Below are 25,145 nucleotides of genomic sequence, written 5' to 3'. Positions count from 1 at the left end.
CTTTAGGCCGGAAATATATCGATAATATCTTCTGCTCTAAATCGCTCTAATGTAGAAAGGACGATTTCTTTGCTTGTATAATCTACTTTTTTTATTTTTCCAAACGTAAACCTAATATATCCATCGTGAAAATATCTAAGCTCTATCTCTTCGTTTTGCATTAATGCGCTTTGCAATTTCATATTTAATTCATCGAGAGCATCATCACTTAAACTAGGTTTTTCTTTTTTTCCTAAGCGATACTTCATTTCTTCAAGCATTGAATGATACCCTGTTAATGCATCAAATGCATTCCATTTAACTATCCCTCTATCTACATAAGTATTAGGCATGATGTCCACCAATCATTTCGTTTCGATTTTTGATAGTAGACTCTTTTAATTCACTCGATGCTCTGTTTACGCTATTTTTACCAAATTTATATTTAATTTCATCAATGGTTGAAAAAACTTGTTGTTCCTTAATAAGTTGATTCACATCTTCAAAGAAGCTAAACTGATACTCTTGCTTATCCGTTAGTCCTCCAACTCCAACATGAACGCGTCTAATAGGGTCTCCTTCATAAAATTGTTCAAATAAATATAAACAAGCTTTATAAATGACTGATTCATTCGCAGATGGTTGTTCTATTGTTAGTTGTCTAGCAAATCCTCCACCGAGATCTTTACTATATGCCACTCCAAAATGCACGGTTTTTGCTAATTTTTTACTAACTCGAAGTCTTCTGCAAACGTCATCAACCATTTCAGAAATAATTTGAAAAATTTCTGGTTTGTAATAATCTTGAAATAAAGTTTGCCCCGATCCGTAGCTTTTACTAACGGGTTTTATTTTTAATTTATCTTGAATAAGGCTCATATCTATCCCGTGCGTATGATAGTAAAGTTCTTCTCCGATTACTCCAAACTTTTTTTTCAATTTTTTTACATCATAATTGGCAATATCCCCAATTTTATATAGTCGTAATTGATTTAAATTCCTTTCCATGTTGCGACCTATTCCCCACATTTCACTGAGTGGAGTTACTGGCCATAATTTTTCTGGCAAATCATCATAATCCCATTTTGCAATAAAGTTTGGCTCTTTTTTTGATTCAATGTCCAGCGCTAATTTAGCAATTAACATATTGGGGCCTATTCCGCAAGTAGAATATACCTTTGTTTCTTTGTAAATTACTTTCATAATCATTTTGGCAATCTCATAATCAGTTTTTTGGTAATACTCAAGGTAATTTGTAAAATCCATGAACACTTCATCAACCGAATAGACATATATATCTTCTTCTGAAATAAATCTTAGATAAATTTCGATGATTTTTGTTGAATATTCTAAATATTTTTCAATTCTTGGCTTTTGAAAGATAATTTTTATGTTTTTTGGCAATTCGAAAATTCGGCACCTACTGGGAACTCCTAATTTTCTTAGATATGGCGAAACCGCTAATACAATTGATCCGCCACCTCTTGCGTAATCCGCAACTACAAGTGGCGTTTTAAATGGATCCAAGCCTAAAAGACTGCATTCTATCGATGCATAAAAACTTTTTAAGTCGATACATAATATATTTTTATGCAATTGATATCCATTCATTTTCTTACCTCTTTCTTCTATTATAACGATAATTTCAAGAAATGAAAAGGAAGATTTCCGCTTTTTTTAAAATTGTGATGACAAAAAAATATTATGAATTTATCTTCAAATAACAATGACTAAAACAAAAAATATTTATTCATAATTCATTGTTTTTATCTTTGTTTTAAAGCAATATATAGAAAAAATATTAATTTTTTTTACGTTTAATATACCGTGAAGTTTATAACCCTCGCTTTACATAATTTAAAATAGAAGTATAATAAAGATGAGGTGAATTATATGAAAAAATCAAACCAAACCCTACAAATGATTGTAAAAAAGTTAACAAGTTTTAATAAAATGTATGATGAAATCCGTGTTGTAGATCCAGTTAACAAAGAAGTTGTTGTCTATCATGATGGCATTTGGGAAAAAGGTGCTGATTCGTGTTATACTTTTTGGAAAACAGGAAAAATTTGTGATAACTGTACTTCGATGCGGGCACTTAATTTGTCAGAAACTATTATTAAAACAAAATATATAAATAACGTAGCCTTTTTGATTACTTCCATTCCAACCACAATTGATAATAGAAAAGTTGTCTTAGAGTTACTTAAAGATATCACCAACAGTATAGATATGATTGATGACAGAGTTATTGAGTTAAAAAAAGTCATTGATAAAACTAATGAACTAATAACAAAGGATACCCTTACAAATATTTTTAATAAGCGCTACATCAACGAACGACTCCCTGTTGACCAAGCTATTTCAAGCCAAATAAACTCTCCGTTTTGTTTGATTATGGCCGATATCGATAACTTTAAAGTTGTAAACGACTCTTATGGTCATATTGTTGGGGACTATACTTTAAAAACATTTGCAAAAATCATTCAAAATAAAATTCGAAATGATCATGATTGGTTTGCAAGATTTGGTGGAGAGGAATTTATAATTTGTTTAAATCATACCACCTTAGCTGCTGCTAAAATAATTGCAAATCAATATAGGGAAGCCATAGAAAAATATGATTTTGTTTTCAACGAACAACACTTCAACATTACAGCAAGTTTTGGTGTGGTAGAAAATCAAGAGATTGACACTCCTACTACGTTAATCGATCGAGCAGATCAAAATTTGTTTGTTGCAAAAAACAGTGGCAGAAATCTTGTTATATAATAAAAAACACTCGACTTAATCGAGTGTTTTTATTTTTTATCATATTTTGCGAAGGGATCATCTGAATTATCAATTACAGTTTCTTTTTCTTCTGGATGTTTTGCCATAACAATGCTTTTCGGTTCAATGACAATTGCCATGATAATGTAGGCAAGTACCCCTGTTCCTGCACAGAATACCAAAAGAATCCAAATAATACGAATTAATGTAACATCTAAATCAAAGTAATCAGCTAATCCCGCAGCTACACCAGAAATTTTACCGTTTTTAACGTCTCGATATAAATATTTTTTTGTAGACATATTCTCACCTCTTGTTAAATTTAGTATAACTTATTTATATTAAAAATTCAACGCATCTTTTTTTGATTTATAGAGTATCTATAAATTTTGATACCAAAGTTGAAAAAGAATTTAATGCTTTTCGGCTTGTTTCTAAAACCTCATCGTGTGTCAATCTGTTTTTTTGTAACCCCGTAGCCATGTTAGTAATACAAGAGATTCCTAACACTCTCATTTTTGCGTGATTAGCAACAATAACTTCAGGAACCGTTGACATTCCAACTGCGTCTCCTCCTAAAATTGAAAATGCTTTAATTTCGGCTTTTGTTTCATAATTTGGACCACTATAGCCAACGTAAATTCCTTTTTTAAGTTCAATCTTTTCGGTTTTTGCGATTTTTTGAATTCTAATAAGAAACTCTTCATCATACGCTTGGCTCATATCGGAAAATCTTGGCCCAATTGTGTCTAAGTTGCGTCCTATGAGCGGATTTCTTCCCATTAAATTAATGTGATCTTCAATAACCATTAAATCTCCTGGTTTAAAAGAGGAATTCATTCCGCCGCATGCGTTTGTAACAATTACGTTTTTAACATTTAAAGTGGCAAAAAGTTGAATCGGAAATCGCATTTCTTCGTCGCTTGCTCCTTCGTAATAATGATTTCTTCCATTCATGCAAAAAACCCATTTTTTATTTAACAATCCCATATGTAGTTCGCCAGAATGTCCTTCTACTTGAGTAAAATTAAAATAAGGAATTTCTGAATAAGGAATAGTCAAAGTATTTTCAAGCACTTTAGAAAAATCTCCTAATCCGGAGCCCAAAATAACCAGCGTATCTGGAATTATATTAATTCTTGATTGAATATAATCTTTAGCTTTAGTTAATTTATCAAGATAATTCATCATTTAATCCTCCTTTTAAAAACAAAAAGTTTTTTTAAGAAAGAGAAAGATTGAGTTTTTAATAAAACAACAGAAAGTCCAATTCCGGTAGATATAACTGGAATTGAAATAGCTAAAACCAAAGTTGCAGTTTCAATATTCGCTTTTACTATAAAATAGATAACTTCAACGACGCCGTTAGCTAATTCAATTGAGATAAAACCTTCTCCGTATTGTACTCCTTTGACGTTTCCATTTTCATCTACCGTTAATATATTTGTATCTGAAGATGTATACAAAATAATGTTTGATTTCCCGAGGGTTACATATTGATTGACGTTTATTTGCTCGATTTCTGCTTTTAAAAAGAGTGTTTCTGCCTTAAGTGTTAACTCGCTTATTGCAGTTTCAATCTCTAGTTTTACTTGGTCAACTTCTGCTTGAAGGGAATTAGAATTTTGAAGAATTACCTCAGCATTAAGAAGTTGAATTTGCAAAGCTGAAAAAGAGGAAATAGAATATTTCTCTTCATTTTTGTTGCCCCCAATCAAATAGACGGCTTCTAATGCTGTAATATCTGCTTTTTCTAGTAACAAATCTTCTGCTTGAGATAAATCTGTGGTAATTATATCATAAAGCGTTTGGTCCAAATCTTTGCTTATAATTAGCAAATAAAGTCGATCCACTTCTGTAAAAAATGCCTCTTGAGACAGCGGTGTAAACGCAGTTAAATCTAACGACATCAACGTGTTATATCTATTTAACAATTCTTCGTTATTTTCTAAAGGCACCAAGAGCGCCAATGCTTCTTCAATAATTGCGGTTACTGCGTTCACTTCGGTTTGGCTAATATTAGTATCAGCAATTAATTGATTTACGTACAAATAGGTTCCATAAGCAATAAACGCTTGTTTGAATAGTTCGTAGGATGCTTGAGTGTATATTGCTTTTTCTTCATAATAAGCAATAATAGATTGGTTGTTTTTTATTATCAAATCGCTTTTATCGGCAATCAAAACAAGTAAATTGTATGCTGCTTCTAAATCGCTAAAAGCCAGATCTGCAATACTTTGAATAATATTTTCATCAATCATGATTAAACGAATTCTTTCAATTTCTGCTAAGAAAATTATTTTTGAATTCGGTGTGTAAGGCGTTAAAGTAAAATTAATGGCATTCAGGTAAGCAGTTTCAATAAGGGTAATATCCGCTTTTACAATCAAAAGATTGTACGCTTCCGTTAACTCAACTCTTGCGTTTTCCACATCGATTTCTAGCGCTTCTAGATTATCAATAACTGTATTAATTGAATTCAATTCTTCTAAAAATAAAGTGCCAGAATCTAAAGTATATATGGATAAATCCAATGCAATAGCTGTATCATATTCAAGAATTAACGTAGATTTATCTGGCCTATATACTAGTAAATCCAATGATTCTTGAATTAAGGCTTCTGCTCTAGATGTCTCAATGACTGATGCGTCAGAATCGGCCAAAATTTCAGAAACCGTATTTCCAAATTCTAAAAATAAAGTGGAGTCCACATCATCATATAAATTTTTAAAATTCAAGAAAGAAGAGGGGGTATAAATCGTTCCATCTCCTGAATAAACACTACTTGCCTCATCATATAATGAGATTAACTCTGTTTTATCGGCAAGAAGAACTAATAAATCATTCGCTAATACAAGCTCATCATTTAACCCGTTTATTATTATTTCGCCAGAAGTTGGTTCATCAAGTATTGCTTTTATTATATCTAATTCTTGAGTATAGTCCGCTCTGGATCTTAGCGTATATAAGGTAACGTCTTTGTTTTTTGCAACAAGATAGTTAATGAGTGTTGCATCGTAAGTTGCGCTTGTAACAAGCCCGTCTAATGCGTTCGTTAAGGTAGTAGTCAAATTTTCTACAGTTTCTATGCTCGCGAGAGGATCATCGAGTACTGCATCAATTCCAATCAATCCGCCAACTTCAATTCCATCTATGATATCGGAAAAAGCTTGAAAAGAATTGTTTTCATATGTTGCAAAGTTTATTTGGCTTTGCTCTACTTCGTCTCGAGCAATTTGTAAATTTGTTTTGTCTACATCAGCAAATACCAGCATAGAAAGAAAGGAAAATCCAATCATAAAAAACATCAAAAAGATGATAATGGATTTTTTAACGAATTTCATGTAATCACTTCCTTTCATGGTGTTTATTCAAATACTTGATTATAAATATAATCTACTTTTGCCTTGTAAAAGTCAAGTTCAAATAGCTCATTAATCTCTGACAAAGATAAAACTTGTGTAATTTCTTTACTATTTAGTAAAATTTCTTTAAAATCACGATTAAAATCATAAGAAATGTATGCTAATTCCTGAATTAAATCATAAGCTTTTTCTCTTGAAAATCCTTTTTCAATTAAAGCGTTTAAAATCCTTTGAGAAAAAACAGCCCCATTTGTTAATTGAATGTTTTCAATCATTTTATTTGGGAATACTTTCAATTCAGATAATACAATCATGTATTTATTTAACATATAATCAATCAAAGAGGTAGCGTCTGGTAAAACAATTCGCTCTACCGAAGAATGACTAATATCCCGTTCGTGCCATAAAGGTATATTTTCATAGGTTGGAATCACATAGCCCCTAAGAACTCTTGCAAGCCCACAAATATTTTCACTTGTGATTGGATTTTTTTTATGAGGCATTGCTGAGGACCCTTTTTGATTTGTATCAAACGGTTCTCTTACTTCGTTTATTTCCGTACGTTGCAAATGTCTTATTTCTGTAGCTATTTTTTCTAAAGTAGTCCCAATCAAAGCGATAACGCTTATATAATGGGCGTGTCGATCCCTTTGCAATGTTTGAGTTGAAATTTTAGCTTTTTGAATTCCTAGATTTTCGCAAATATATGTTTCAATCTCGGGATCAATAAAAGCATAATTCCCAACTGCTCCACTAATTTTTCCGATTTCAACGCCAAAAGAAGCTTCTTCAAATCGATGAAGATTTCGTTTCGTTTCATCATACCACAATGTCCATTTCAAGCCGAATACAGTAATATCTGCATGAATGCCGTGTGTCCTTCCAATGCAAAAAGTGTTTTTATACTCCATCGCTTTCATCTTTAACATGTCTAAAAATTGAACAAGATCATTCTTAATAATTTGATTTGCTTTTTTTAATCGAATTGCATTAGCGGTATCTACAACATCGGTTGAAGTTAAGCCATAATGAATAAATCTTTTTTCTTTTCCAAGCGTTTCAGAAACGTTTCTAGTAAAGGCAATTACATCGTGCTTTAAATCAAGTTCTAATTCTTCGATTCTTTGCACTGAAAAAGTCGCATTTTTTAATAGCAATGCGAGTTCATCATCAGATAAAATTCCTTTTTTAGCTAATGCTTTGGCATTTAGCAGTTCAATATCAAGGTAAGCTTGAAATTTTGATTGTTCAGACCAAATGCTTTGCATTTCTTTCCGTACATATCTTGGTATCATTTTACTCTCCCATTATCATCTTATAGCAGCTTAAAGTGTTTTCCAACAAACAAGCAATCGTCATAGGGCCCACTCCTCCAGGAACGGGAGTAATATAAGAAGCTATCTTGCATGCTTTATCAAAATCAACATCTCCAGAAATACTTCCATTGATTTTTGAAATACCAACGTCAATTACGACGGCTCCCTTTTTCACAAAAGAATCATCAACCATTTTCGATTTTCCGATTGCAACAACTAAAATATCTGCTTGTTTTGCTATTTTTGCAAGTTCAACTGTTTTGCTATGACAAATTGTAACTGTTCCATTTGCTTTTAAAAGTAAAGAAGCCATTGGTTTTCCTACAATTTGACTTCTACCTATAATAACACAATGTTTTCCTTCAATTTGAACTTGATATTTTTCTAGTAATTTCATAATTCCTAAAGGAGTACATGGAACAAGTTTTGGGTTTCCGTTTGCCAAGTATGCAACATTGGTCAAAGTAAAGCCATCGACATCTTTTGAAGGAGAAATTCGATTTATAATTTTATTCATATCTAATTTTTGAGGAATCGGTAGTTGTAAAAGAATTCCGTGAACTGTTTTGTCATCATTTAATTGATCAATAATTGAAATTAATTCAACTTCTGTAACGTTTTCGGTTTTTCGAATAATTGTACTTTTAATTCCAGCATTTAAACAAGCTTTTTCTTTTCCTTTGACATAAGATTGGCTTGCTGGATCTTCTCCAATTAAAATTACTACAAGATGTGGTATTATTTTGTGCTTTCTTACTAAATAAATCGTTTCTTGTTTTATAAACTCTCTTTTTTCAAGGGCGAGAGCCTTTCCATCCAATAAAATAGCCATATTACTTATCTTCCTCATAAAGGTAACTGTCCACAATTTCGCCATAATATACTGTGTGAATTGCATTGTTATTATAATATCGATCTTTTACAATTTGTAAAAGCTCTTTTTGATTAAGCGTTTGTTTATATATTACTTTACATTCATAGTGCAATTGAGCTTCTCCAATGATTGGAGTATCAATTTTTCTTCCCTTTATAGGGGTTAAATGACATACAGAAAATTTATCAATTTGTCTTAAGGATTTGGTTCCACAAATTGCGATAGCTTCTTTCAAATCTGCATACAAAGGAACGCTGATGGTGAATTCATTGCTACTCTCAATCAAAGAGTAAGTTGCTCTAGAATCTCTTACCAAAACTATAAAAACAGGCCTTCCCCAAACAACCGATATTCCGCCCCAACCAATAATCATCGTGTTAATAATGTTTCCGCTTTTTGTGGTCAAAAAAACTCCTGGATTCAATTTTTCAAGAACTTTTCCTGCGTACTCAAAAACTCCAATTTCTCGAATCATTTTTACCACCATCTTTCAAAGCAATTATATCATATCTTATAATACTAAGAAAGAAAATACCAAAACTTTGGCTGAAAGTAAATGGTTTCAAACAATATTCCATATATTTTTGTGTGAACTGTCCAAATTTGTGATAAAATATTGTAAAATATAAACTGGGGTGAAATGCAATGAAAATAGGTATTGTTGGCTTGGGATTAATGGGTGGCTCGATTGCAAAATCATTAAAAGAAAAATATGAAATTATTGCATATGATATCTCTGATATATCTCTTAATTTTGCCTTAGAGAATAACATCATCGATAAAGGTTATAATACTGTGGATGAATTTTTTAAGCAAACAAATATTATCTATTTGTGTTTGTATCCGCATGATGTAATTCGTTTTGTTAAACAATATCAAGATAAATTATTGCCAAACTCTCTTTTGATTGATATTTCTGGAATTAAATCCTTATTAATTGACGAACTAACCCCTGTGTTAAGAGATGATATTGATTTGGTCTATACCCACCCAATAGCAGGAAGAGAAAAAATAGGCGTTACTTATGCCGATCAATCTATTTTTATGGGTGCAAATTATGTAATCGTTCCTCAAAAACATAACCTCGGCTCTAACATAAAAAGAGTGACTGATTTTGCTCGTTTTATGGGATTTAAAAATGTGTCATTGATTTCCAAAGAAGAGCATGACGAGATCATTGCCTATACTTCTCAATTAACACATATCTTATCGTTGTCTTTAGTTCACGCTGACAAAGAAACATATGATACTTCAAAGTTTATAGGGGATTCCTATCGCGATTTAACAAGAATTGCGATGATAAACGAAGTTCTTTGGAGTGAGCTATTTTTAGGCAACAAAAAACATCTTATTGAAAAAATCTCTGATGTTATAAAGGAACTTGAATTATACAAAGAAGCTTTAAATAACGATGATTTAAAAGAATTAAAAAAAAGGATGAACGAAGCAAAGAGAAAAAGACTTCTTATTGAAAGTAGTGTGAAAAAATGAATGTATTGATTAATCCCAAACCATTAAGCGGTACTGTTTATATTCCTCCATCAAAAAGCCAATCCCACCGTGCAATTATTGCGGCATCTCTTTCTAAAGGAAAAAGTGTCATTTCAAATATAATCTATAGCGAAGATGTTTTAGCAACCATTGGTGCAATGGAAAAAATTGGAGTAAAATTTATTAAAAACACTCGACAACTAATCGTAAGCGGCATTGGTCGAATTGTTATAACTGATGATAATTTTATCGAATGCAATGAATCGGGTTCTACACTCCGATTTGTTTTGCCTATCTTTTCTTTGAGCAAAGAAAAAATTGTTTTTACAGGAAAAAGAAGTCTGTTTAATCGCCCGATGACGGTTTATGAAGATATCTTTAAAAAGCTTCATCTAAATTATCAAAAAAACGAAAATTCAATTATTGTCTCTGGATCTTTATCTTCAGGAGTTTATGAAATTCCAGGAAATATATCAAGTCAATTTATCTCAGGGCTGTTGTTTGCCTTACCTTTAACAAAGGGAGATTCTAAAATTATCATAACTGGAAATTACGAGTCAAAACAATACGTTGATATGACCCTCGACGTATTAAAAAGATTCCAAATCGTTGTAACCGAAAGAAACAAAACCTACTATATCAAAGGAAATCAAGTGTATCATCCGGCGAATTTTCAAATAGAAGGAGATTATTCTCAGTTAGCCTTTTATGCCGTTCTTGGACAAATAAGTGGAGATATTCTTTGTAAAAATATTCCGTTCGAATCCTTACAACCTGATCAAAAAATTATGGAATTTATTCAAAAAATGAAAGGAAATTATGAATTAACAGAAACCGGAATATTATTCAAAAAATCAAATACAATTGGTGTAGTTTTGGATGTTAGTCAATCTCCAGACATTGCCCCAATATTAAGTATCCTTGCTGCACTTTCTTCAGGAGAAACTATAATTGAAAATGCAATGCGACTAAAATTTAAAGAATCAAATCGCTTATCTTCTATGTTTGAAACATTGAAAGCTTTTGGTGTGTCAACAGAAATGGGCGAAGATTATTTAACCATTCTTGGGCAACAAGAATTGAATGGCGGTGTTTTTGAATCCTTTAATGATCACCGCATCGTAATGTCAATTGCCATCGCCGCAACGAGAGCCACCCATCAAGTAATGATTAAAAATGCAGAAGCAATTAATAAATCGTATCCAAATTTTTTTGAAGATTTAGAAAAATTAGGTGCTGATATCACCTATATAGAGGAGTGATTGTTTGAAAACTTTAGATGTAAAATCTACACTTAGAACCTACCCAGTTATTATTGAAAATAATCTTTTAAATCGATTAAAGGATTATTTAAATCCACAACTTTATTATGTGATTATTTCTGATGATCACATTCCTTTTGCCTATATTGAAAAAGTTAAAAAAGCTTGCCCTAAAAACGAACTTATTACCTTTCCTCAGGGAGAATCCAGTAAATCTTTAGAAGAGTTTTCAAGAATTATAGCTATTTTATTAGATAAAAACATCCGAAAAGATTCTGTGATTATTGCCCTGGGTGGCGGAGTGACTGGTGATTTAGCTGGGTTTATTGCTTCAGTATACTTAAGAGGAATTCCTTACATCCAAATACCTACCACGCTTCTGTCTCAAATCGATTCAAGCGTTGGTGGAAAAGTCGCCATCAATACCGACAAAAGCAAAAATGTTATAGGTAATTTTTATCCCCCCACTAAAGTATTAATTGATCCGGTTACCTTATCAACTTTAGAAGATAGACAGTTCGCAAATGGAATGGCAGAAATGATTAAATATGGCATGATTGCTGATAAAAATTTATTTGATAAAATTAAAAACGAAGATGTAAAAAAAGATTTAGAATATTACATTTTTAAATCATTAGAAATCAAAAAACGTTTTGTAGAAGCGGATGAATTTGATGATGGAATTCGTCAATCGCTTAATTTTGGGCACACATTTGGGCATGCCCTTGAGGCCTATTATCGATATCAAAAATATCTTCATGGAGAAGCGATTTCTATCGGCATGGTAATGGTTTTATCAAAAAACCAAGTAAGACAAGAACTTGTACAAGTCTTAAAAAAATACAATTTACCAACCGAAGATTCCGTTGGAATCGATGATTTAAAAGGTTATATTAATCATGACAAAAAAAATAGAAACAACCTTCTAAAAATTGTAGATGTATTAGAGATTGGTTCTTCTGTTATTACAAAATCACAATATCAAATATAAAAAGGGTGTGGTTGCTTTGAACGCTTTTGGACAAAATATAAAGATTACTTTATTTGGCGAGTCCCACGGACCCGCATTAGGAATTGTAATAGATGGTTTAGCTGGAGGAATTACAATTGATGAAACTCTCATTCAAAATCAATTGAAAAAAAGACGACCAAAGTCTGTATACTCTACTTCAAGAATTGAGGACGATGAGTATGAAATCCTTTCAGGAATTTATGAAGGAAAAACAACAGGAGCGCCGATTACATTTTTAATAAAAAATACTAATACACACTCAAAAGATTATTTTGATAATGCAAATTCTCCTAGACCATCTCACGCAGATTATCCAGCATTCGTAAAATATAATGGATTTAATGATCCTCGAGGAGGAGGAATCTTTTCCGGAAGAATAACTTCTTTATTCATGATTATTGGATCTATCTCAAAACAAATCTTAAATCCAAAAAACATTTTTGTTGGATCTCATATTCAATCCATAAAAAATATTGAAGATAATTCCTTCGATTTTGCAAAGATTAATGATTCCTTAATCAAAAAATTAGAAACCTTAGATTTCCCTGTTATCAATTCCGACATTGAAGCGTCAATGAAAGAATTGATTTTATCTGCTAAAAATGATGATGATTCCGTTGGAGGAGTCATAGAATCTGCCATCATAAATCTTCCAGCAGGCATTGGAGAACCTTTGTTTTTATCTGTGGAAAGTTATTTATCTTCTTTAATTTTTTCAATTCCCTCCGTCAAAGGAATAGAGTTTGGTTTAGGCTTTAACATCACAAAAAAGTATGGACATGAAGTAAATGATAATTACACTATTGAAAATCATCAAATAAAAACAACCTCTAATAATAATGGGGGTATATTAGGCGGGATTTCCACAGGCATGCCACTTATTATAAGAGTCGCTATTAAACCAACTCCTTCTATTGGAAAAATTCAAAAATCCATAAATCTTAAAACAAATGAATTGGTTGATTTAGAAATAAAAGGTAGACACGATCCCGCTATTGTAAATCGGGTTGTTCATGTAATTAATTCTGTATTATATTTTGGGATTTTAGACTTGCTTCTTTTCTCTAAACCAAAAGAATGGATGTTATAATATGTATGGTTTGTTAGGAAAGTCACTCAAGCACAGTATGTCTTTAGAAATTCATTCCCGTTTTGGAAATGAATCATATCGATTGTTTGAAACCGAACATCTTGATTATTTTATGAAAGAAAGGCGCTTTGATGGAATCAATGTAACCATTCCCTACAAAGAACAAGTTCTTCCATATTTAGATGAATTGGATGAAATTGCAAGGAAAACGAAATGCGTTAACACCATCATTCAAAGAGATAACAAATTGATTGGTTATAATACAGATTATTTTGGATTAAAATCTTTGCTTGAATATCGTCATATCAATTGTGAAAATAAAAAAATCTTATTAATTGGAAATGGCGGAGCTGCAAAAACAGCTTCCTTGCTTTTTTATGACCTAAAAGCAAAAATAGTCACGAAGATTTGCCGCTCCATAAAAGAAAATGATGAAATCGAATTTAAAGAGTTTGACAAGGTCATAGATTATGATATAATCGTTAATACTACACCAATAGGAATGTATCCTCATCTTCAAGATTCTCTTCCTTTTAGTTTGAAAGATTTCATAAACCTTTTTGTTGTAATTGATTTAATTTATAATCCAATACAAACCAAATTACTACTTGAAGCAAAAGAAAATAATATTAAAGCTTATAACGGATTATATATGCTTGTCTTTCAAGCGCTTAAATCTCACGAACTATTTTTTAATCAAAAAATAAGTCTTGAATTAGGTTCTCAAATATATTTTGAAATATGCAAAAAAATGATGAATTTGGTTTTGGTTGGACTCCCATTAAGTGGTAAATCAAAATATGCAAAAAAATTAGGCCTACTATATAATAAAAATGTTTTGGATTCAGACAAATTTATTGAAAAAAAATTGAATTTGTCCATCCCTGAAATCTTTAAAACTTATGGAGAATCATTCTTTCGCGAACAAGAAACTGCTTTTGTGGAAAAAATATATAAATCTAGAGATTTAGTCATAGCTACTGGTGGTGGAATGATTTTAAATTCAGACAACATGATAAAATTAAAACAAAATGGTTTTGTAATTTTTTTAGACAAAGATCCAAAAGATATTGCAAAATTAGCCATCCAAAATCGGCCATTGATTAAACAAGGAAAAGACATTTTATTGCTTTCTAAAACAAGAAGGCCTCTTTATCAAAAATACGCAGATATCACAATCAACATTTCTCAAGATGCTCAAATTCATATTAAAGAAATAGAGGCGAAAGTGGATGAATTTCTTAATAATTAATGGACCTAATTTGAATTTTTTAGGTGTTCGTGAAACGGATTTATATGGAAAACAAAGTTACAATGATTTAGTAAATTTTATCCTTGATTATGGCCAATTACATAAGCATCACATTGAAATTTATCAATCTAATCATGAGGGAGAAATTATTGATTTAATTCAAGAAAATTATGTTCGATTTGATGGTTTAATCATAAATCCAGGAGCATATACTCATTACTCTTTTGCCATCTATGATTGCATAAAATCTGTTCCTCTCAAAACCATTGAAGTTCATTTGACTGATATTTATTCAAGAGAACCTTTTCGTAAGATATCCGTTATTAAAGATGCCTGCATCGCTCAAGTGTCTGGAAAAGGATTTAATAGTTATATTGAAGCGATAGACATCTTCACGAAAGGTAATATAAAATAATGATTGTTAAATTTAAAGAAGGTACCCAAATAAAAGAAATAGAATTACTGCGTTCAAGCCTTTTAAAACAAGGCTTTGAAATTCATGAAAGCATTGGATCAACTGTAACAATATTTGGTGTTGTTGGGGATACTACAAAATTTGATCCTAATAGTTTATATGCCTATGATTTTGTTGATTCTGTCTTAAGAGTTCAAGAACCCTTTAAAAAGGTAAATCGTAAATTCCACCCAATTGATACAATTGTTGATGTATGTGGTGTAAAAATAGGCGGAAAAAATGTTGTTATTATGGGCGGCCCATGCGCGGTTGAATCAGAAGAACAAATCAATATCATTGCTCCTATAGTAAAAGAAGCTGGCGCAAAAATATTGAGAGCCGGCGCTTTCAAACCAAGAACTAGCCCTTATTCGTTCCAAGGAATGGGCGTAGAAGGTTTAAATGTTTTAAAAACCGTTAGCTTAAAATACAATATTCCTATTGTAAGTGAAATTATGAGCCTCGATGAATTGCCTTATTTTATTGAAACAGTAGATTTAATTCAAGTAGGAGCAAGAAATATGCAAAATTTTGCCTTACTAAAAGAATTAGGCAAAATTGATAAACCTATTTTATTAAAAAGAGGTTTAGCCAATACCATTGAAGAATTATTAATGTCTGCAGAATATATTTTAGCCGGAGGAAATCAAAACGTAATACTTTGCGAAAGAGGTATTCGCACATACGAAACTTCAACGAGAAACACTTTAGATATTAGCGCCATTCCGGTTATTAAAAAATTATCTCATTTACCCATTATAATTGATCCCTCTCACGCTGCAGGAAGATGGGAATATATTGAGTCCTTATCAAAAGCCGCAATCGCTGCTGGGGCAGATGGTTTAATTATCGAAGTTCATCACGAACCAGAAAACGCTTTGAGTGATGGGCAACAATCATTAAAACCTGAACGATTTAAAGACCTAGTAAAAAAATGTAAAAAAGTTGCCGAAGCAGTCGATCGAACATTAGAATAAAAACAGTGAAAACTCACTGTTTTTTTTATTCCGATTCCATATTTAATTTCTTGTGATATAATTTGTCTTGAAAGGTTGGTGATATAATGAAAAGTTATATTAAATTAATTGATGATTTACCATTGGTTTTAAAAGTCGTTTTAGCATTACCTGGAATCGATAATATTGTATATGGAATTTACAGAATCGCAAAAGGACAATTAATTATTGGTATTTTATGGATAATTTTTGGCGGGTTTATTCTGTGCATCATCGACATATATACCTTATTAACTCAAGGCAAAATTACTTTTCTTGTTTAATAAACTTTGTTTTTAAAAAAAGAGACCTTAAAAAAGATCTCTTTTTTTCTTTATACGTGTTTTTTTAATATTTCTACTAATCTTGGTATTTCTTGTAATTTTAAAGAACTGATGGCAATTCGAATTAATTCGCCCATTTGAATAACAAAAACATGTTCTTCAACCAAATCTGTAAAAATGTTTTTGTTTTTAGTTTCAATACTGATAAAAAATCCGCCACAGTATGGCAATATATTTAATTTGTGTTTTTCGGCTTCTTCCATAAATAAAATTGCTCTATCTTTCAATAATTGCCTTGCAATGATTAGTTCGTCAGAAAATTGTTTTTGATATACTGGATCAGAAAATACTTTTCCAATGATACTCATAGCCGGCTGACTAACGCTTGAAAATCTTGCTCTAACTGAATAATCTCCCACTCGAAGAAATTGATCAACCAATTCTTTGTTTTTAGACAATCCAATTTGTGCTCCAATTCTAAAACCGTAAAGAGAAAATGTTTTAGATCCTGAAAAAACAACAACTGTTAAAATGTTTGGATGTAAATCTAAATATGTCAAGAAATTATCTCTTGAAAATTCTTCTGATTTAAGTTGATAATCTATATAAGCAATATCCTGAATTAAAATCACTGGGATGTTTTTTTCAGCGATTTCATTTAAAACAAGAATGACTTCTTTCCAATCTTCTTTTGACATACAAAGTCCGGTTGGATTATTACATGGATCATTTAGTAAAACGCATAACCTTTGTTGGCTATCCGATAAGGAAATAGCCTTTTCTTTAAAATCTTTTAAATTGAATCTATTTTTATCATCATACATTAAAAAAGTTTCGAGCCCAATATTTGCTTCAAAAGCGAAGTTTTCATAAGGGGTCCAATAATGGTTAGGCAATAGTACTTTTTGATTAAAATCATTAAAGTTATAAAAAGTATTGCTAATGGCTCCACTACCTCCGGTGGTAGGAATAACACTGTAATAAAATTGTTCTTTTATGGTTTCTTGGTGTTTTCCAAAAACCCAATTAAATACTCCTTCACTAAACGCTTTTGTCCCTCTAACTGGAGCATAATGATACATCTCAGCGTCTGTTAAGTTGCGCAATAAATCTTCAACCACTTGAAACTTAAAAACTTTTCCTTCTTCGCGATGAAGCATTCCAACAGTTGCATTAATTACATCATCATATTTCAATTTCATCGCTTTTGCTTCTTGCGAAATTTGTAAAATGTTTGATTCAAGTTTCTTGTTTTCTGCATGTTTTCCAACGATATGGTTCAGCATTTTTCACACCCTTTTCTATTTATTCGAAATATTTTTTTAAAGTTACGGTTTGATTGCGGTCCGGTCCCACAGAAAAAATCGTAATCTTAATCCTAACTAATTCTTCAATTGCCTGTAAATATTTTTTACAGTTTTCAGGAAGTTCATTGAAGCTTTTTACATTAGAAATATTTTCAGTCCAACCTGGATAAGATTTATAAATTGGAATACATTTTGAAAAATCTTCATAATTTCCTGGGATATAATTAATTGGTAGTCCATTTAATTCATAGTGAGTACATATATTAATTTTTTCTATTCCCGTTAATACATCTAAAAGCATGATGCTTAAACCTGTCAATCCATTAATTCTTGCGGCATGTCTTAAAATTACTGAGTCAAACCACCCGATTCTTCTTGGTCTTCCAGTGGTGGTTCCATATTCATGTCCAACTTCTCTAATTTGATGAGTAATTTCGTTTTCAAACTCTGTTGGAAAAAATCCTCCCCCAACTCTTGTTGTATATGCTTTTGTAATTCCTATGACTTCGTTAATGGCTTGAGGACAAATACCTGCTGCCAAAGGGACGGAGGCTGCCGTAGGAGAGCTACTTGTTACATAGGGGTATGTTCCGTGTTCAAGACAAAGCATTGTTCCTTGTGCGCCTTCAAATAATATTTTTTTATCTTCATCAAGAGCTTTTTGAAGGAGCAATGAAGTATCCGCAATATATGGTTTAATTTTTTCGCCGATTAACAAAAACTCTTGATATAATTTATCAAACTCAAAAGGCTTTCTATTAAAAGTGATTAAAACAGGATTAATAAAAGCTAATGCATTTTTTAATTGATTCTGTAATTGATTTGGGCGAACCAAATCGCCAATTCGAATACCAAATCGAGAAGTTTTATCATTATAAGCAGGCCCAATTCCTTTTAAGGTGGTCCCAATAGCTTGCCCTTCTTTAAGAGATTCGAAAAGTTGATCCAATTCAATATGATAAGGCATTACAACGTGAGCTCTATCGCTTATAAATAATTGATAATTTGTAACGTTATTTCTTTGAAGCAATTCTATTTCATCAAATAAGGCTTTAGGATTAATTACCATACCATTTGCCATAATATTTTTGGTTTTTGGATTAAATATCCCTGATGGGATAAGGTGAAGCGCAAATTTTTGGTTGTCAAAAAGAATGGTGTGTCCTGCATTGTTTCCACCTTGGCTTCTAACTACAACATCAGCTTTCCTAGCTAAATAATCTGTAATTTTTCCTTTTCCTTCGTCTCCCCATTGTGTTCCGACAATAACAATTGTTTTACTCACGAAGCCTTCCTCCTTGAAAACATACTCATTATAACATAGGAGTATAAGAATGAGAAGACTTGAAAAGTGGGAAAGAAAAAAAAGACTGGTTTTATCAAAGGAGTAAAGAATTAATAAACATATTTATTGTGTCAATTAATAATTTGCCCTTCAAATTTACCAATCTTTGTTAATTTGTTTTTGAAACAATATCTCTTGCAATCCATACCCCGTTTGCACTCGCTTGAGCTAATCCTCGAGTAATGCCTGCTCCATCTCCGCCAAAATATAATCCTTTAATTTTTGTTTCAAAATGATTGTTCACTTCTGGTCTCGCTGAATAAAATTTGGATTCCACTCCATAAAGCAATGTATGTTCTGATGCCACTCCAGGAGAGACAAAATCTAAAGCTTCAATCATTTCCATAATAGACTTCATTGTCTTATAAGGTAAAACAAGCCCTAAATCACCTGGAATCGCTTCTTTTAGAGTTGGTTTAACAAACCCTTCTCTAATTCTTTTTTCAGTTGATCTTCTACCGTTTTTTAAATCACCATATCTTTGTAATATAACAGCTCCATTGCTTAACATATTTGCTAGTTTTGAAACTCCATGAGCAAATTCGTTTGGTTGATTGAAAGGTTCTGTAAAATTATGGCTAACAAGTAAAGCAAAGTTTGTGTTTTTTGATCCTAATTGACTATCAGCATAAGCGTGTCCATTTGCAAGTATTGTTCCACTGTGATTTTCAATTACAACATGCCCCGAAGGATTAGAGCAAAATGTTCTAACCTGATTTCCTCCACTTGTTCGGTAAATAAATTTTCCTTCATATAAATTCTCATTTATTTCTTCCATTATTTCGTTATTTGTTTCAACTCGAACTCCAATATCAACGTGATTTGCTTTCGTTGTAATTTGATGATTTTGGCATATAGAAGAAAGCCAAGAAGATCCATCTCTTCCAGGAGCTATAACAACAAAACGGCTGTCAATTTGTTCATCGGTTTCAAGTATAATTCCTTTGATTACGTTTGATTGTACAACAATATCTTTTACTTCTATTTTATAAATCATATCTATTTTCGTTTTTAAATATTCATAGACATTTTTCAAAATTTTTAAATTAACCTCTGTTCCTAAATGTCTAACTTGTCCTCTTAATAATTTTAATCCTACCGCTAATCCTTTTCTTTCAATTTCCTTTACCTTTTCAGTGTTTGGATCTGTAATTTCGGTAGGTGCTCCAAATTCAAGATTAATGGAATCTACATATCTAATTAATTCTTCAATTGTTTCTGCATCTAAATATTCATTCATCCAACCACCGTATTCTGCGGTAATATTAAATTTTCCATCCGAATATGCTCCAGCACCACCAAATCCATTTGTAATCGAACAATGAGGAAGGCATCCAATAAAACCATTTTTTTGAACAGGACATTTTATTATTTTTTTCTCTAAAATCGGGCAAATTCTATGATAAATATCATGTCCTTTGTCAACCAATAAAATAGATAAGTTTGGATTTTTTTTTGATAACTCGTATGCACACATCGCTCCTGAAGGACCTGCGCCAACAATTACAACATCATAGTTTTTCTTCATTAGATACACCCCTTAAAGACCGATAAAATAATAACATTATTCACTACTAAAATCAATAAATAATCAAAATAAAAATGGAGATTGCTCTCCATTTTGAATATTAAATATTATTATTCTGTTCTTACAGGTAAAATTAATTGAATCAATCCTAAATCGTTATCCGCTTCAATTACAAAAGGACGGATTTCCCCTGTAAATTTAACATAAATTTCATCAGAATTAAATGTTTTTAAAGCATCTAAAAAATATTTAGAACTGAATGCAATTTTAATTGGTATGCCAATTGCTTTTTCAAGAGGAAAAACTTCCTCTACTACTTTACCAATTTCTGGAGAATTTGATGTAATTTCAACAACATTATCGTTTCTTAAATGCAATTTAACAATACTGCTTGCGCCATCTTTTTGCGATAACAAAGATGCTCTATCAATAGCGACGAATAGATCATTTTTATTAAATTTAACAATAATTGGAAATTCTAAAGGTATTAGTCGAGAAGTTTCAGGAAAATTACCATCTAATAATCTAGATTGAAATAATACATTTCCATATTCAAACAAAATAGATTTGTGATCTAAATGAATTAATATTTCTTCTAAATTTAATTCTAAAATTTTAAATAATTCATCTAAACTTTTTCCAGGAATAACGACATTCATATTCTCAAAGTTTTTAGGAATATCAATCATTTTTTGACTTAATCTAAAAGAGTCTGTGGCAATTGCAACTAATTTTTCTCCTTCAACTCGGATATTTACACCAGTTAATATCGGTCTGTTTTCAATTGCAGAAGTTGCAAAGGTGGTTTGTCTAATAATTGATTTCATTACTTTTGAATCAATTTTAATTGGAGTATCATTCATCACAAAATCTAATTCAGGATAATCTTCAACGTTTAACAAATTTAAAGTAACATCAGAATTTCCTGCGACAATTCTTAAAATATTATTATCTACAACAGATAGATGTATTTTATCTCCATCTAATTTTCTAATAATATCTACAAAGAACTTTCCTGGAATTAAAACATCTCCAATCGATTCAACTTGTAAACTTTCATCTTTGATTGATAATTTAATTGAAATGTCAGAGTTACTTGTTATCATAATGATTTCTTTTTGGTAAACTTCGAGTTTTATACCTTGAAGATAAGGAGCTGGTGTTTTTGTAGATAAAGCTTTTTGAGCAATTAGTAAATTGTTAAGCATTACATCAGTCAAAATTGTAAAATCCATAAACGACCTCCTGTTTATTTAATTATTATTTAAAGTTTTTATTATTATTGTTATTATAAGTGTTGAAAAGAGGTAAAACTTTTACACTTAACTCCTTATATTATACCACATTTCGCGCTATAAGTATAGGATATTTAATGTGGAAAAGGCATGTTTTTACGTTTTTTTTCCACATTTGATTAACAATTTATCAATATCGTTTTTCTTTGCATTATCTGTCTGAACATCGTTTGAAATTTGCTCAATACTATAAATAACAGTTGAATGATCTCTATTATTAAATATTTGTCCTATTTTTTTATAGGTTAAATCATATAAATCTTTCAAAATATACATTGCAACTTGCCTTGGGAATACATATTGTTTTTTTCTTTTTTTAGATAACAAATCTGTTGTTGAAATCGTATAATAAGAGCTAACAATATCTAAAATATTATTATAATTGCTTTTTTCAATGGAACTATTAGAAATTTTCTTAGAATTTATTAAATTTTTTAAAGCTTCTTCTGCGTTTGCGATGGTAAATTTGTAATCAAAGGCAGTACAATAAAATAAAACTCTTTTTAAAGCTCCTTCAAGTTCGCGAACGTTATTATCAAACACGCTTGCAATGTATTCTAAAATTTCATCTGGAATTAAATCAGGATTTGCTGTTTCTGCTTGTAATTTCTTTTTCAAGATTAAGATTCGATGTTCTAAATTTGGTCGATTGATATCAACAGAAAGTCCCCATTCAAATCTTGAAGTTAATCGAGACATGATTTCATATAATTCAGAAGCAGGACGGTCTGATGTAATAACAATTTGCTTATTATTTTCTTTTAATTTTTCAAAAATTTTAAAAAACTCAAGTTGAGATTGGTTTTTTCCTGAAAGAAATTGAATATCATCAACTAATAAGATGTCAACATTTTCATATTTTTTTGAAAAATCGTCAAAAGCTTTTTTTTGAGCTGCTTTTGCATAATCTTCAATAAATTGATCTGTTTTTGCATATAAGACAATTTTGTTTACGTCATTTTCTAAAATGTAATTACCAACACATTGCATTAAGTGGGTTTTACCCAACCCTACATCTCCAAAAACATACAAAGGGTTTACAAATGCTCCCGGTTGATCAGCAACTTTCATAGCGGAAGTATATGCAAAACGATTGCTCGCTCCAACAACAAAATTATCAAAAGTATATGAATTATTTAGTCCAGTTTTATATTTATTTTCAAGCCCTAGTTCAGGAGTATTTATTTCATAATTAGCTGATTTGGCCAATTCTTCTGCGGCTTGTTCTTTTGTAATAATTTTAAACATATGTTTTTCTAAAACATATTCATTTAACATCGCATTTAGTCGATTTAAATAAAAAGATTCGATTTTACTCTTTATGAAAGAGTTAGGTGAAATAAGGTAAATATAGTTATTAACGACTTTAAATACATTAGAAATATTTGCAAAATGTTCGGAATAAACATCTTCATCTAATGTGATTTGAAGCTGGTATTTAATTTTCTCCCAAATCTTTCCAAAGTCTTCCATTCGCAATACCTCATATCTTAAATCAAATATATCACAGATTTAAAAAATTACACCAATTAATTTTCCACAAAATTTGTGGATAACTTTTTTAAAATTTTCATCGTCAACACGGTAATTGTGGACAAAATATGGCATAATATAGGCGTGAAAAAGGGTTTTCCACAAATTATAAAAACAGACTTATCTACACGATTGTGGATGGTTGGTAAAACCGATATCCAGCTCAAATTTGTGCGAAAAAAGAGTGTGGATAGTTTTTGGTAATTTAGACAAAACAAAAATTGTTGACATAATATTGAAAATCACTTATAATGATGTAGCATGGTTTTTGGATAACTATAGGGAGGTGTTGAATATGAGTAGAACATATCAACCTAGTAAAATAAAAAGAGTTAGAACACACGGTTTTAGAGCTAGAATGGAAACTGCAAACGGCCGTAAAGTATTAGCTCGTAGAAGAGCAAGAGGCCGCAAGTCCTTAACTGTTTCGGATCGTTAAAAACAAAATAGAGCAAACACCTAATATATATTAGAACCCGTAATCACCAGAATAATATATTTTTGGTGGTTTTTTTGTTTTTTAAGGAGGCAATATTATTGAAAAAGGCATATCGTGTAAAAAAGAGCGCTGAAATAGAAATGATTATGAAAAACAAATCAAGCGTTGGCGATGGCTATTTTGTAATTTATCAAAAGCAAAACCATGAAAACGAACATTTTAGGTATGCAATTAGCGTTCCCAAAAAATATGGAAACGCAGTACAACGAAATTTGATAAAAAGAAGAATTAGAGAAATTATAAAAAATCATTCTTTTTTGAAACAAATGGATTTTTTTATTGTTTCAAAATCAAAAGCCAAAGAATTGTCTTTTCAAGAGATAAATCAAACTTTGGAAAAATTATTCGCTAGAGCGAAAATAATAGAAGGATAGGACATTATGAAAAAAACAAAGTTTATTGCTGTAATTTTTGCATTATTACTACTAGTTGGTCTTACCGGATGTGGATCGAAAGAAGGAGAAGTTTCTTATAACAACTACACAAGTATTGTTTTAGTCTCCGAGGCAACAGAATCTCAACCAGCATCAACTTATAATGGAGTTATTTCATTACTAGGTGGAGTGCCTTATATCACAGATAATGTAAGTGATGCAGGAGATGGATATGCTGAATGGAATACAGAAGATGCTTATGTAAAAGTTGTATTTGAAAATTCACAAGCTATCGAAAAAGAACAAACCGGATTATATAAAAGCGCATATACAACTCCAATAGGTGAAAAAACAGGAGCTTGGGAATGGGTGATTACTCAACTTGGAATTTTTACTTTCCATGCAAGCAATCTATTTGGGTTGTTGGGAGATACTTATTTGTATTGGATAGGGTTGCTTATCATGACATTAGTTATTCGTACTTTAGGGTGGCCGGTTTATGCTAAAAGCAACGATATGACTTTGAAAATGCAAATGGCACAACCGGAATTAAGTAAAGTTCAAGAAAAATATCGCGGAAAAACGGATCAAGCTTCTCAACAAAGAATGCAAATGGAAACCATGGAGTTATACAAGAAGTATAAAATAAATGTATGGGGATGTTTAATGCCTCTATTGCAAATGCCAATCTTTATTGCAATGTATCAAGTTGTTCAAAGATTTCCACTTACAAGTACATCTGTATTTGGAGACGCATCTGTGGTAATGAATACAAACTTTTTATGGACAAATTTAGGAAACACGGAATGGTTACTAAATTTACCTCTTGCAATTGTTGTTGCGGTAACGATGTTTTTAAGTCAATGGCTAATTCAAAAAAGAACCAAAGCAAACCAAAAACCAAATCAATATCAAGACGCTAAAGCTCAACAAAGTCAAAAAACGATGAAATATATGATGTATTTTATGGTCATAATGATGGCTTACATTTCGATTGGTAATGCAGGAATCGCTTTTTACTGGGTCATTGGTAACTCATATCAATTATTCCAAAGTTATATTTCTCACCGAAAATCTGGTAAAAGACAAGAACAACTTCGCAAACAATTTTAAAGAGG

At 31.2% G+C, this 25,145-nt stretch carries 25 protein-coding genes; 12 read left to right on the top strand and 13 right to left on the bottom strand.

Going from position 1 to position 25,145, the window contains the following annotated elements; genetic code table 11:
• Nucleotides 1–2: 2 nt before the first annotated feature.
• Together KJ971_01340 and KJ971_01335 are read right to left on the bottom strand one after the other, a co-directional pair.
• A complete protein-coding gene (locus KJ971_01340; protein ID MBU1144486.1) occupies nt 3–332 on the bottom strand; it encodes a YolD-like family protein in 330 nt (109 codons plus the stop codon).
• Nucleotides 325–1,590, bottom strand: a complete 1,266-nt coding sequence (locus tag KJ971_01335; GenBank protein ID MBU1144485.1) for a Y-family DNA polymerase — start codon at nt 1,588–1,590, stop codon at nt 325–327. Before KJ971_01335 ends, KJ971_01340 begins: the two co-directional genes overlap by 8 nt.
• Nucleotides 1,591–1,872: 282 nt before the next feature.
• Between KJ971_01335 and KJ971_01330 the strand changes: the two genes are divergently transcribed.
• On the top strand, nt 1,873–2,751 hold the full coding sequence (locus tag KJ971_01330; protein MBU1144484.1) for a GGDEF domain-containing protein: 879 nt from the start codon (nt 1,873–1,875) through the stop codon (nt 2,749–2,751).
• A 29-nt stretch (nt 2,752–2,780) separates the two neighbouring features.
• Here the strand turns inward: KJ971_01330 and KJ971_01325 are convergent, their stop codons facing one another.
• The 6 genes from KJ971_01325 to KJ971_01300 form a co-directional block, all read right to left on the bottom strand.
• Complete coding sequence (locus KJ971_01325; protein ID MBU1144483.1) at nt 2,781–3,053, bottom strand: PspC domain-containing protein; 273 nt, start codon at nt 3,051–3,053, stop codon at nt 2,781–2,783.
• 67 nt (nt 3,054–3,120) lie between these two features.
• On the bottom strand, nt 3,121–3,939 hold the full coding sequence (locus KJ971_01320) for a purine-nucleoside phosphorylase (GenBank protein ID MBU1144482.1): 819 nt from the start codon (nt 3,937–3,939) through the stop codon (nt 3,121–3,123).
• The gene (locus KJ971_01315) at nt 3,939–6,095 is read right to left on the bottom strand and encodes a hypothetical protein (protein MBU1144481.1); all 2,157 of its coding nucleotides are present in this window, start codon (nt 6,093–6,095) and stop codon (nt 3,939–3,941) included. Before KJ971_01315 ends, KJ971_01320 begins: the two co-directional genes overlap by 1 nt.
• A gap of 23 nt (nt 6,096–6,118) precedes the next feature.
• A complete protein-coding gene (locus KJ971_01310; GenBank protein MBU1144480.1) occupies nt 6,119–7,411 on the bottom strand; it encodes an adenylosuccinate lyase in 1,293 nt (430 codons plus the stop codon).
• 1 nt (nt 7,412) lies between these two features.
• The gene (locus tag KJ971_01305; GenBank protein ID MBU1144479.1) at nt 7,413–8,264 is read right to left on the bottom strand and encodes a bifunctional 5,10-methylenetetrahydrofolate dehydrogenase/5,10-methenyltetrahydrofolate cyclohydrolase; all 852 of its coding nucleotides are present in this window, start codon (nt 8,262–8,264) and stop codon (nt 7,413–7,415) included.
• 1 nt (nt 8,265) lies between these two features.
• A complete protein-coding gene (locus tag KJ971_01300; GenBank protein MBU1144478.1) occupies nt 8,266–8,781 on the bottom strand; it encodes a flavin reductase family protein in 516 nt (171 codons plus the stop codon).
• Between the two features lie 170 nt (nt 8,782–8,951).
• On the opposite strand from KJ971_01300, the gene KJ971_01295 reads away from it, so the two are divergent.
• The 8 genes from KJ971_01295 to KJ971_01260 all read left to right on the top strand — a co-directional run bounded on the left by KJ971_01295 (nt 8,952) and on the right by KJ971_01260 (nt 16,146).
• Nucleotides 8,952–9,797, top strand: coding sequence for a prephenate dehydrogenase (locus tag KJ971_01295; protein MBU1144477.1), 846 nt, complete (start codon nt 8,952–8,954; stop codon nt 9,795–9,797).
• Entirely contained in the window at nt 9,794–11,059 is a 1,266-nt protein-coding gene (aroA, locus tag KJ971_01290; GenBank protein ID MBU1144476.1) for a 3-phosphoshikimate 1-carboxyvinyltransferase, read from the top strand. Before KJ971_01295 ends, aroA begins: the two co-directional genes overlap by 4 nt.
• Before the next feature lie 4 nt (nt 11,060–11,063).
• On the top strand, nt 11,064–12,050 hold the full coding sequence (gene aroB, locus KJ971_01285) for a 3-dehydroquinate synthase (protein MBU1144475.1): 987 nt from the start codon (nt 11,064–11,066) through the stop codon (nt 12,048–12,050).
• 16 nt (nt 12,051–12,066) lie between these two features.
• Nucleotides 12,067–13,161 carry a chorismate synthase gene (gene aroC / locus KJ971_01280; protein MBU1144474.1) on the top strand — a complete coding sequence of 365 codons (1,095 nt, stop codon included), beginning with the start codon at nt 12,067–12,069 and terminating at the stop codon, nt 13,159–13,161.
• A gap of 1 nt (nt 13,162) precedes the next feature.
• A complete protein-coding gene (locus KJ971_01275) occupies nt 13,163–14,413 on the top strand; it encodes a hypothetical protein (protein MBU1144473.1) in 1,251 nt (416 codons plus the stop codon).
• On the top strand, nt 14,394–14,828 hold the full coding sequence (locus KJ971_01270) for a 3-dehydroquinate dehydratase (GenBank protein MBU1144472.1): 435 nt from the start codon (nt 14,394–14,396) through the stop codon (nt 14,826–14,828). The genes KJ971_01275 and KJ971_01270 overlap by 20 nt, the downstream gene beginning before the upstream one ends.
• Nucleotides 14,828–15,844, top strand: coding sequence for a 3-deoxy-7-phosphoheptulonate synthase (gene aroF, locus KJ971_01265; GenBank protein ID MBU1144471.1), 1,017 nt, complete (start codon nt 14,828–14,830; stop codon nt 15,842–15,844). The genes KJ971_01270 and aroF overlap by 1 nt, the downstream gene beginning before the upstream one ends.
• An 86-nt stretch (nt 15,845–15,930) precedes the next feature.
• Entirely contained in the window at nt 15,931–16,146 is a 216-nt protein-coding gene (locus KJ971_01260) for a hypothetical protein (GenBank protein MBU1144470.1), read from the top strand.
• Between the two features lie 50 nt (nt 16,147–16,196).
• On the opposite strand, the gene KJ971_01255 is transcribed toward KJ971_01260, so the two are convergent.
• From KJ971_01255 to dnaA, 5 genes are all read right to left on the bottom strand, one after another.
• Nucleotides 16,197–17,432 carry an aminotransferase class I/II-fold pyridoxal phosphate-dependent enzyme gene (locus tag KJ971_01255; GenBank protein ID MBU1144469.1) on the bottom strand — a complete coding sequence of 412 codons (1,236 nt, stop codon included), beginning with the start codon at nt 17,430–17,432 and terminating at the stop codon, nt 16,197–16,199.
• Between the two features lie 19 nt (nt 17,433–17,451).
• Nucleotides 17,452–18,738 (bottom strand): adenylosuccinate synthase, encoded by a 1,287-nt coding sequence (locus KJ971_01250; protein ID MBU1144468.1) that lies wholly within the window; start codon nt 18,736–18,738, stop codon nt 17,452–17,454.
• 169 nt (nt 18,739–18,907) lie between these two features.
• Entirely contained in the window at nt 18,908–20,326 is a 1,419-nt protein-coding gene (locus KJ971_01245; GenBank protein MBU1144467.1) for an NAD(P)/FAD-dependent oxidoreductase, read from the bottom strand.
• Between the two features lie 110 nt (nt 20,327–20,436).
• Nucleotides 20,437–21,561, bottom strand: coding sequence for a DNA polymerase III subunit beta (gene dnaN, locus KJ971_01240; GenBank protein ID MBU1144466.1), 1,125 nt, complete (start codon nt 21,559–21,561; stop codon nt 20,437–20,439).
• A gap of 156 nt (nt 21,562–21,717) precedes the next feature.
• The gene (gene dnaA, locus KJ971_01235) at nt 21,718–23,094 is read right to left on the bottom strand and encodes a chromosomal replication initiator protein DnaA (GenBank protein ID MBU1144465.1); all 1,377 of its coding nucleotides are present in this window, start codon (nt 23,092–23,094) and stop codon (nt 21,718–21,720) included.
• Between the two features lie 355 nt (nt 23,095–23,449).
• On the opposite strand from dnaA, the gene rpmH reads away from it, so the two are divergent.
• The 3 genes from rpmH to KJ971_01220 all read left to right on the top strand — a co-directional run bounded on the left by rpmH (nt 23,450) and on the right by KJ971_01220 (nt 25,140).
• Nucleotides 23,450–23,593, top strand: coding sequence for a 50S ribosomal protein L34 (gene rpmH / locus KJ971_01230; protein ID MBU1144464.1), 144 nt, complete (start codon nt 23,450–23,452; stop codon nt 23,591–23,593).
• Between the two features lie 98 nt (nt 23,594–23,691).
• Nucleotides 23,692–24,027, top strand: a complete 336-nt coding sequence (gene rnpA, locus KJ971_01225; protein MBU1144463.1) for a ribonuclease P protein component — start codon at nt 23,692–23,694, stop codon at nt 24,025–24,027.
• Between the two features lie 6 nt (nt 24,028–24,033).
• On the top strand, nt 24,034–25,140 hold the full coding sequence (locus tag KJ971_01220) for a YidC/Oxa1 family membrane protein insertase (protein ID MBU1144462.1): 1,107 nt from the start codon (nt 24,034–24,036) through the stop codon (nt 25,138–25,140).
• The last annotated feature ends 5 nt before the right edge of the window (nt 25,141–25,145 follow it).

The organism is Bacillota bacterium, assembly GCA_018818595.1.
GTDB lineage: Bacteria > Bacillota_I > Bacilli_A > Izemoplasmatales > Hujiaoplasmataceae > JAHIRM01.
The sequence above is the reverse complement of the archived record's forward strand: the minus strand, read 5'-3'. Positions and strand labels throughout refer to the sequence as shown.

What these genes read in the sequence shown, in the direction of transcription:
- KJ971_01340 (MBU1144486.1), bottom strand. Translation starts at nt 332, where the DNA reads ATGCCTAATACTTATGTAGATAGAGGGATAGTTAAATGGAATGCATTT.
- KJ971_01335 (MBU1144485.1), bottom strand. Translation starts at nt 1,590, where the DNA reads ATGAATGGATATCAATTGCATAAAAATATATTATGTATCGACTTAAAA.
- KJ971_01330 (MBU1144484.1), top strand. Translation starts at nt 1,873, where the DNA reads ATGAAAAAATCAAACCAAACCCTACAAATGATTGTAAAAAAGTTAACA.
- KJ971_01325 (MBU1144483.1), bottom strand. Translation starts at nt 3,053, where the DNA reads ATGTCTACAAAAAAATATTTATATCGAGACGTTAAAAACGGTAAAATT.
- KJ971_01320 (MBU1144482.1), bottom strand. Translation starts at nt 3,939, where the DNA reads ATGAATTATCTTGATAAATTAACTAAAGCTAAAGATTATATTCAATCA.
- KJ971_01315 (MBU1144481.1), bottom strand. Translation starts at nt 6,095, where the DNA reads ATGAAATTCGTTAAAAAATCCATTATCATCTTTTTGATGTTTTTTATG.
- KJ971_01310 (MBU1144480.1), bottom strand. Translation starts at nt 7,411, where the DNA reads ATGATACCAAGATATGTACGGAAAGAAATGCAAAGCATTTGGTCTGAA.
- KJ971_01305 (MBU1144479.1), bottom strand. Translation starts at nt 8,264, where the DNA reads ATGGCTATTTTATTGGATGGAAAGGCTCTCGCCCTTGAAAAAAGAGAG.
- KJ971_01300 (MBU1144478.1), bottom strand. Translation starts at nt 8,781, where the DNA reads ATGATTCGAGAAATTGGAGTTTTTGAGTACGCAGGAAAAGTTCTTGAA.
- KJ971_01295 (MBU1144477.1), top strand. Translation starts at nt 8,952, where the DNA reads ATGAAAATAGGTATTGTTGGCTTGGGATTAATGGGTGGCTCGATTGCA.
- aroA (MBU1144476.1), top strand. Translation starts at nt 9,794, where the DNA reads ATGAATGTATTGATTAATCCCAAACCATTAAGCGGTACTGTTTATATT.
- KJ971_01275 (MBU1144473.1), top strand. Translation starts at nt 13,163, where the DNA reads ATGTATGGTTTGTTAGGAAAGTCACTCAAGCACAGTATGTCTTTAGAA.
- KJ971_01270 (MBU1144472.1), top strand. Translation starts at nt 14,394, where the DNA reads ATGAATTTCTTAATAATTAATGGACCTAATTTGAATTTTTTAGGTGTT.
- aroF (MBU1144471.1), top strand. Translation starts at nt 14,828, where the DNA reads ATGATTGTTAAATTTAAAGAAGGTACCCAAATAAAAGAAATAGAATTA.
- KJ971_01260 (MBU1144470.1), top strand. Translation starts at nt 15,931, where the DNA reads ATGAAAAGTTATATTAAATTAATTGATGATTTACCATTGGTTTTAAAA.
- KJ971_01255 (MBU1144469.1), bottom strand. Translation starts at nt 17,432, where the DNA reads ATGCTGAACCATATCGTTGGAAAACATGCAGAAAACAAGAAACTTGAA.
- KJ971_01245 (MBU1144467.1), bottom strand. Translation starts at nt 20,326, where the DNA reads ATGAAGAAAAACTATGATGTTGTAATTGTTGGCGCAGGTCCTTCAGGA.
- dnaN (MBU1144466.1), bottom strand. Translation starts at nt 21,561, where the DNA reads ATGGATTTTACAATTTTGACTGATGTAATGCTTAACAATTTACTAATT.
- dnaA (MBU1144465.1), bottom strand. Translation starts at nt 23,094, where the DNA reads ATGGAAGACTTTGGAAAGATTTGGGAGAAAATTAAATACCAGCTTCAA.
- rpmH (MBU1144464.1), top strand. Translation starts at nt 23,450, where the DNA reads ATGAGTAGAACATATCAACCTAGTAAAATAAAAAGAGTTAGAACACAC.
- KJ971_01220 (MBU1144462.1), top strand. Translation starts at nt 24,034, where the DNA reads ATGAAAAAAACAAAGTTTATTGCTGTAATTTTTGCATTATTACTACTA.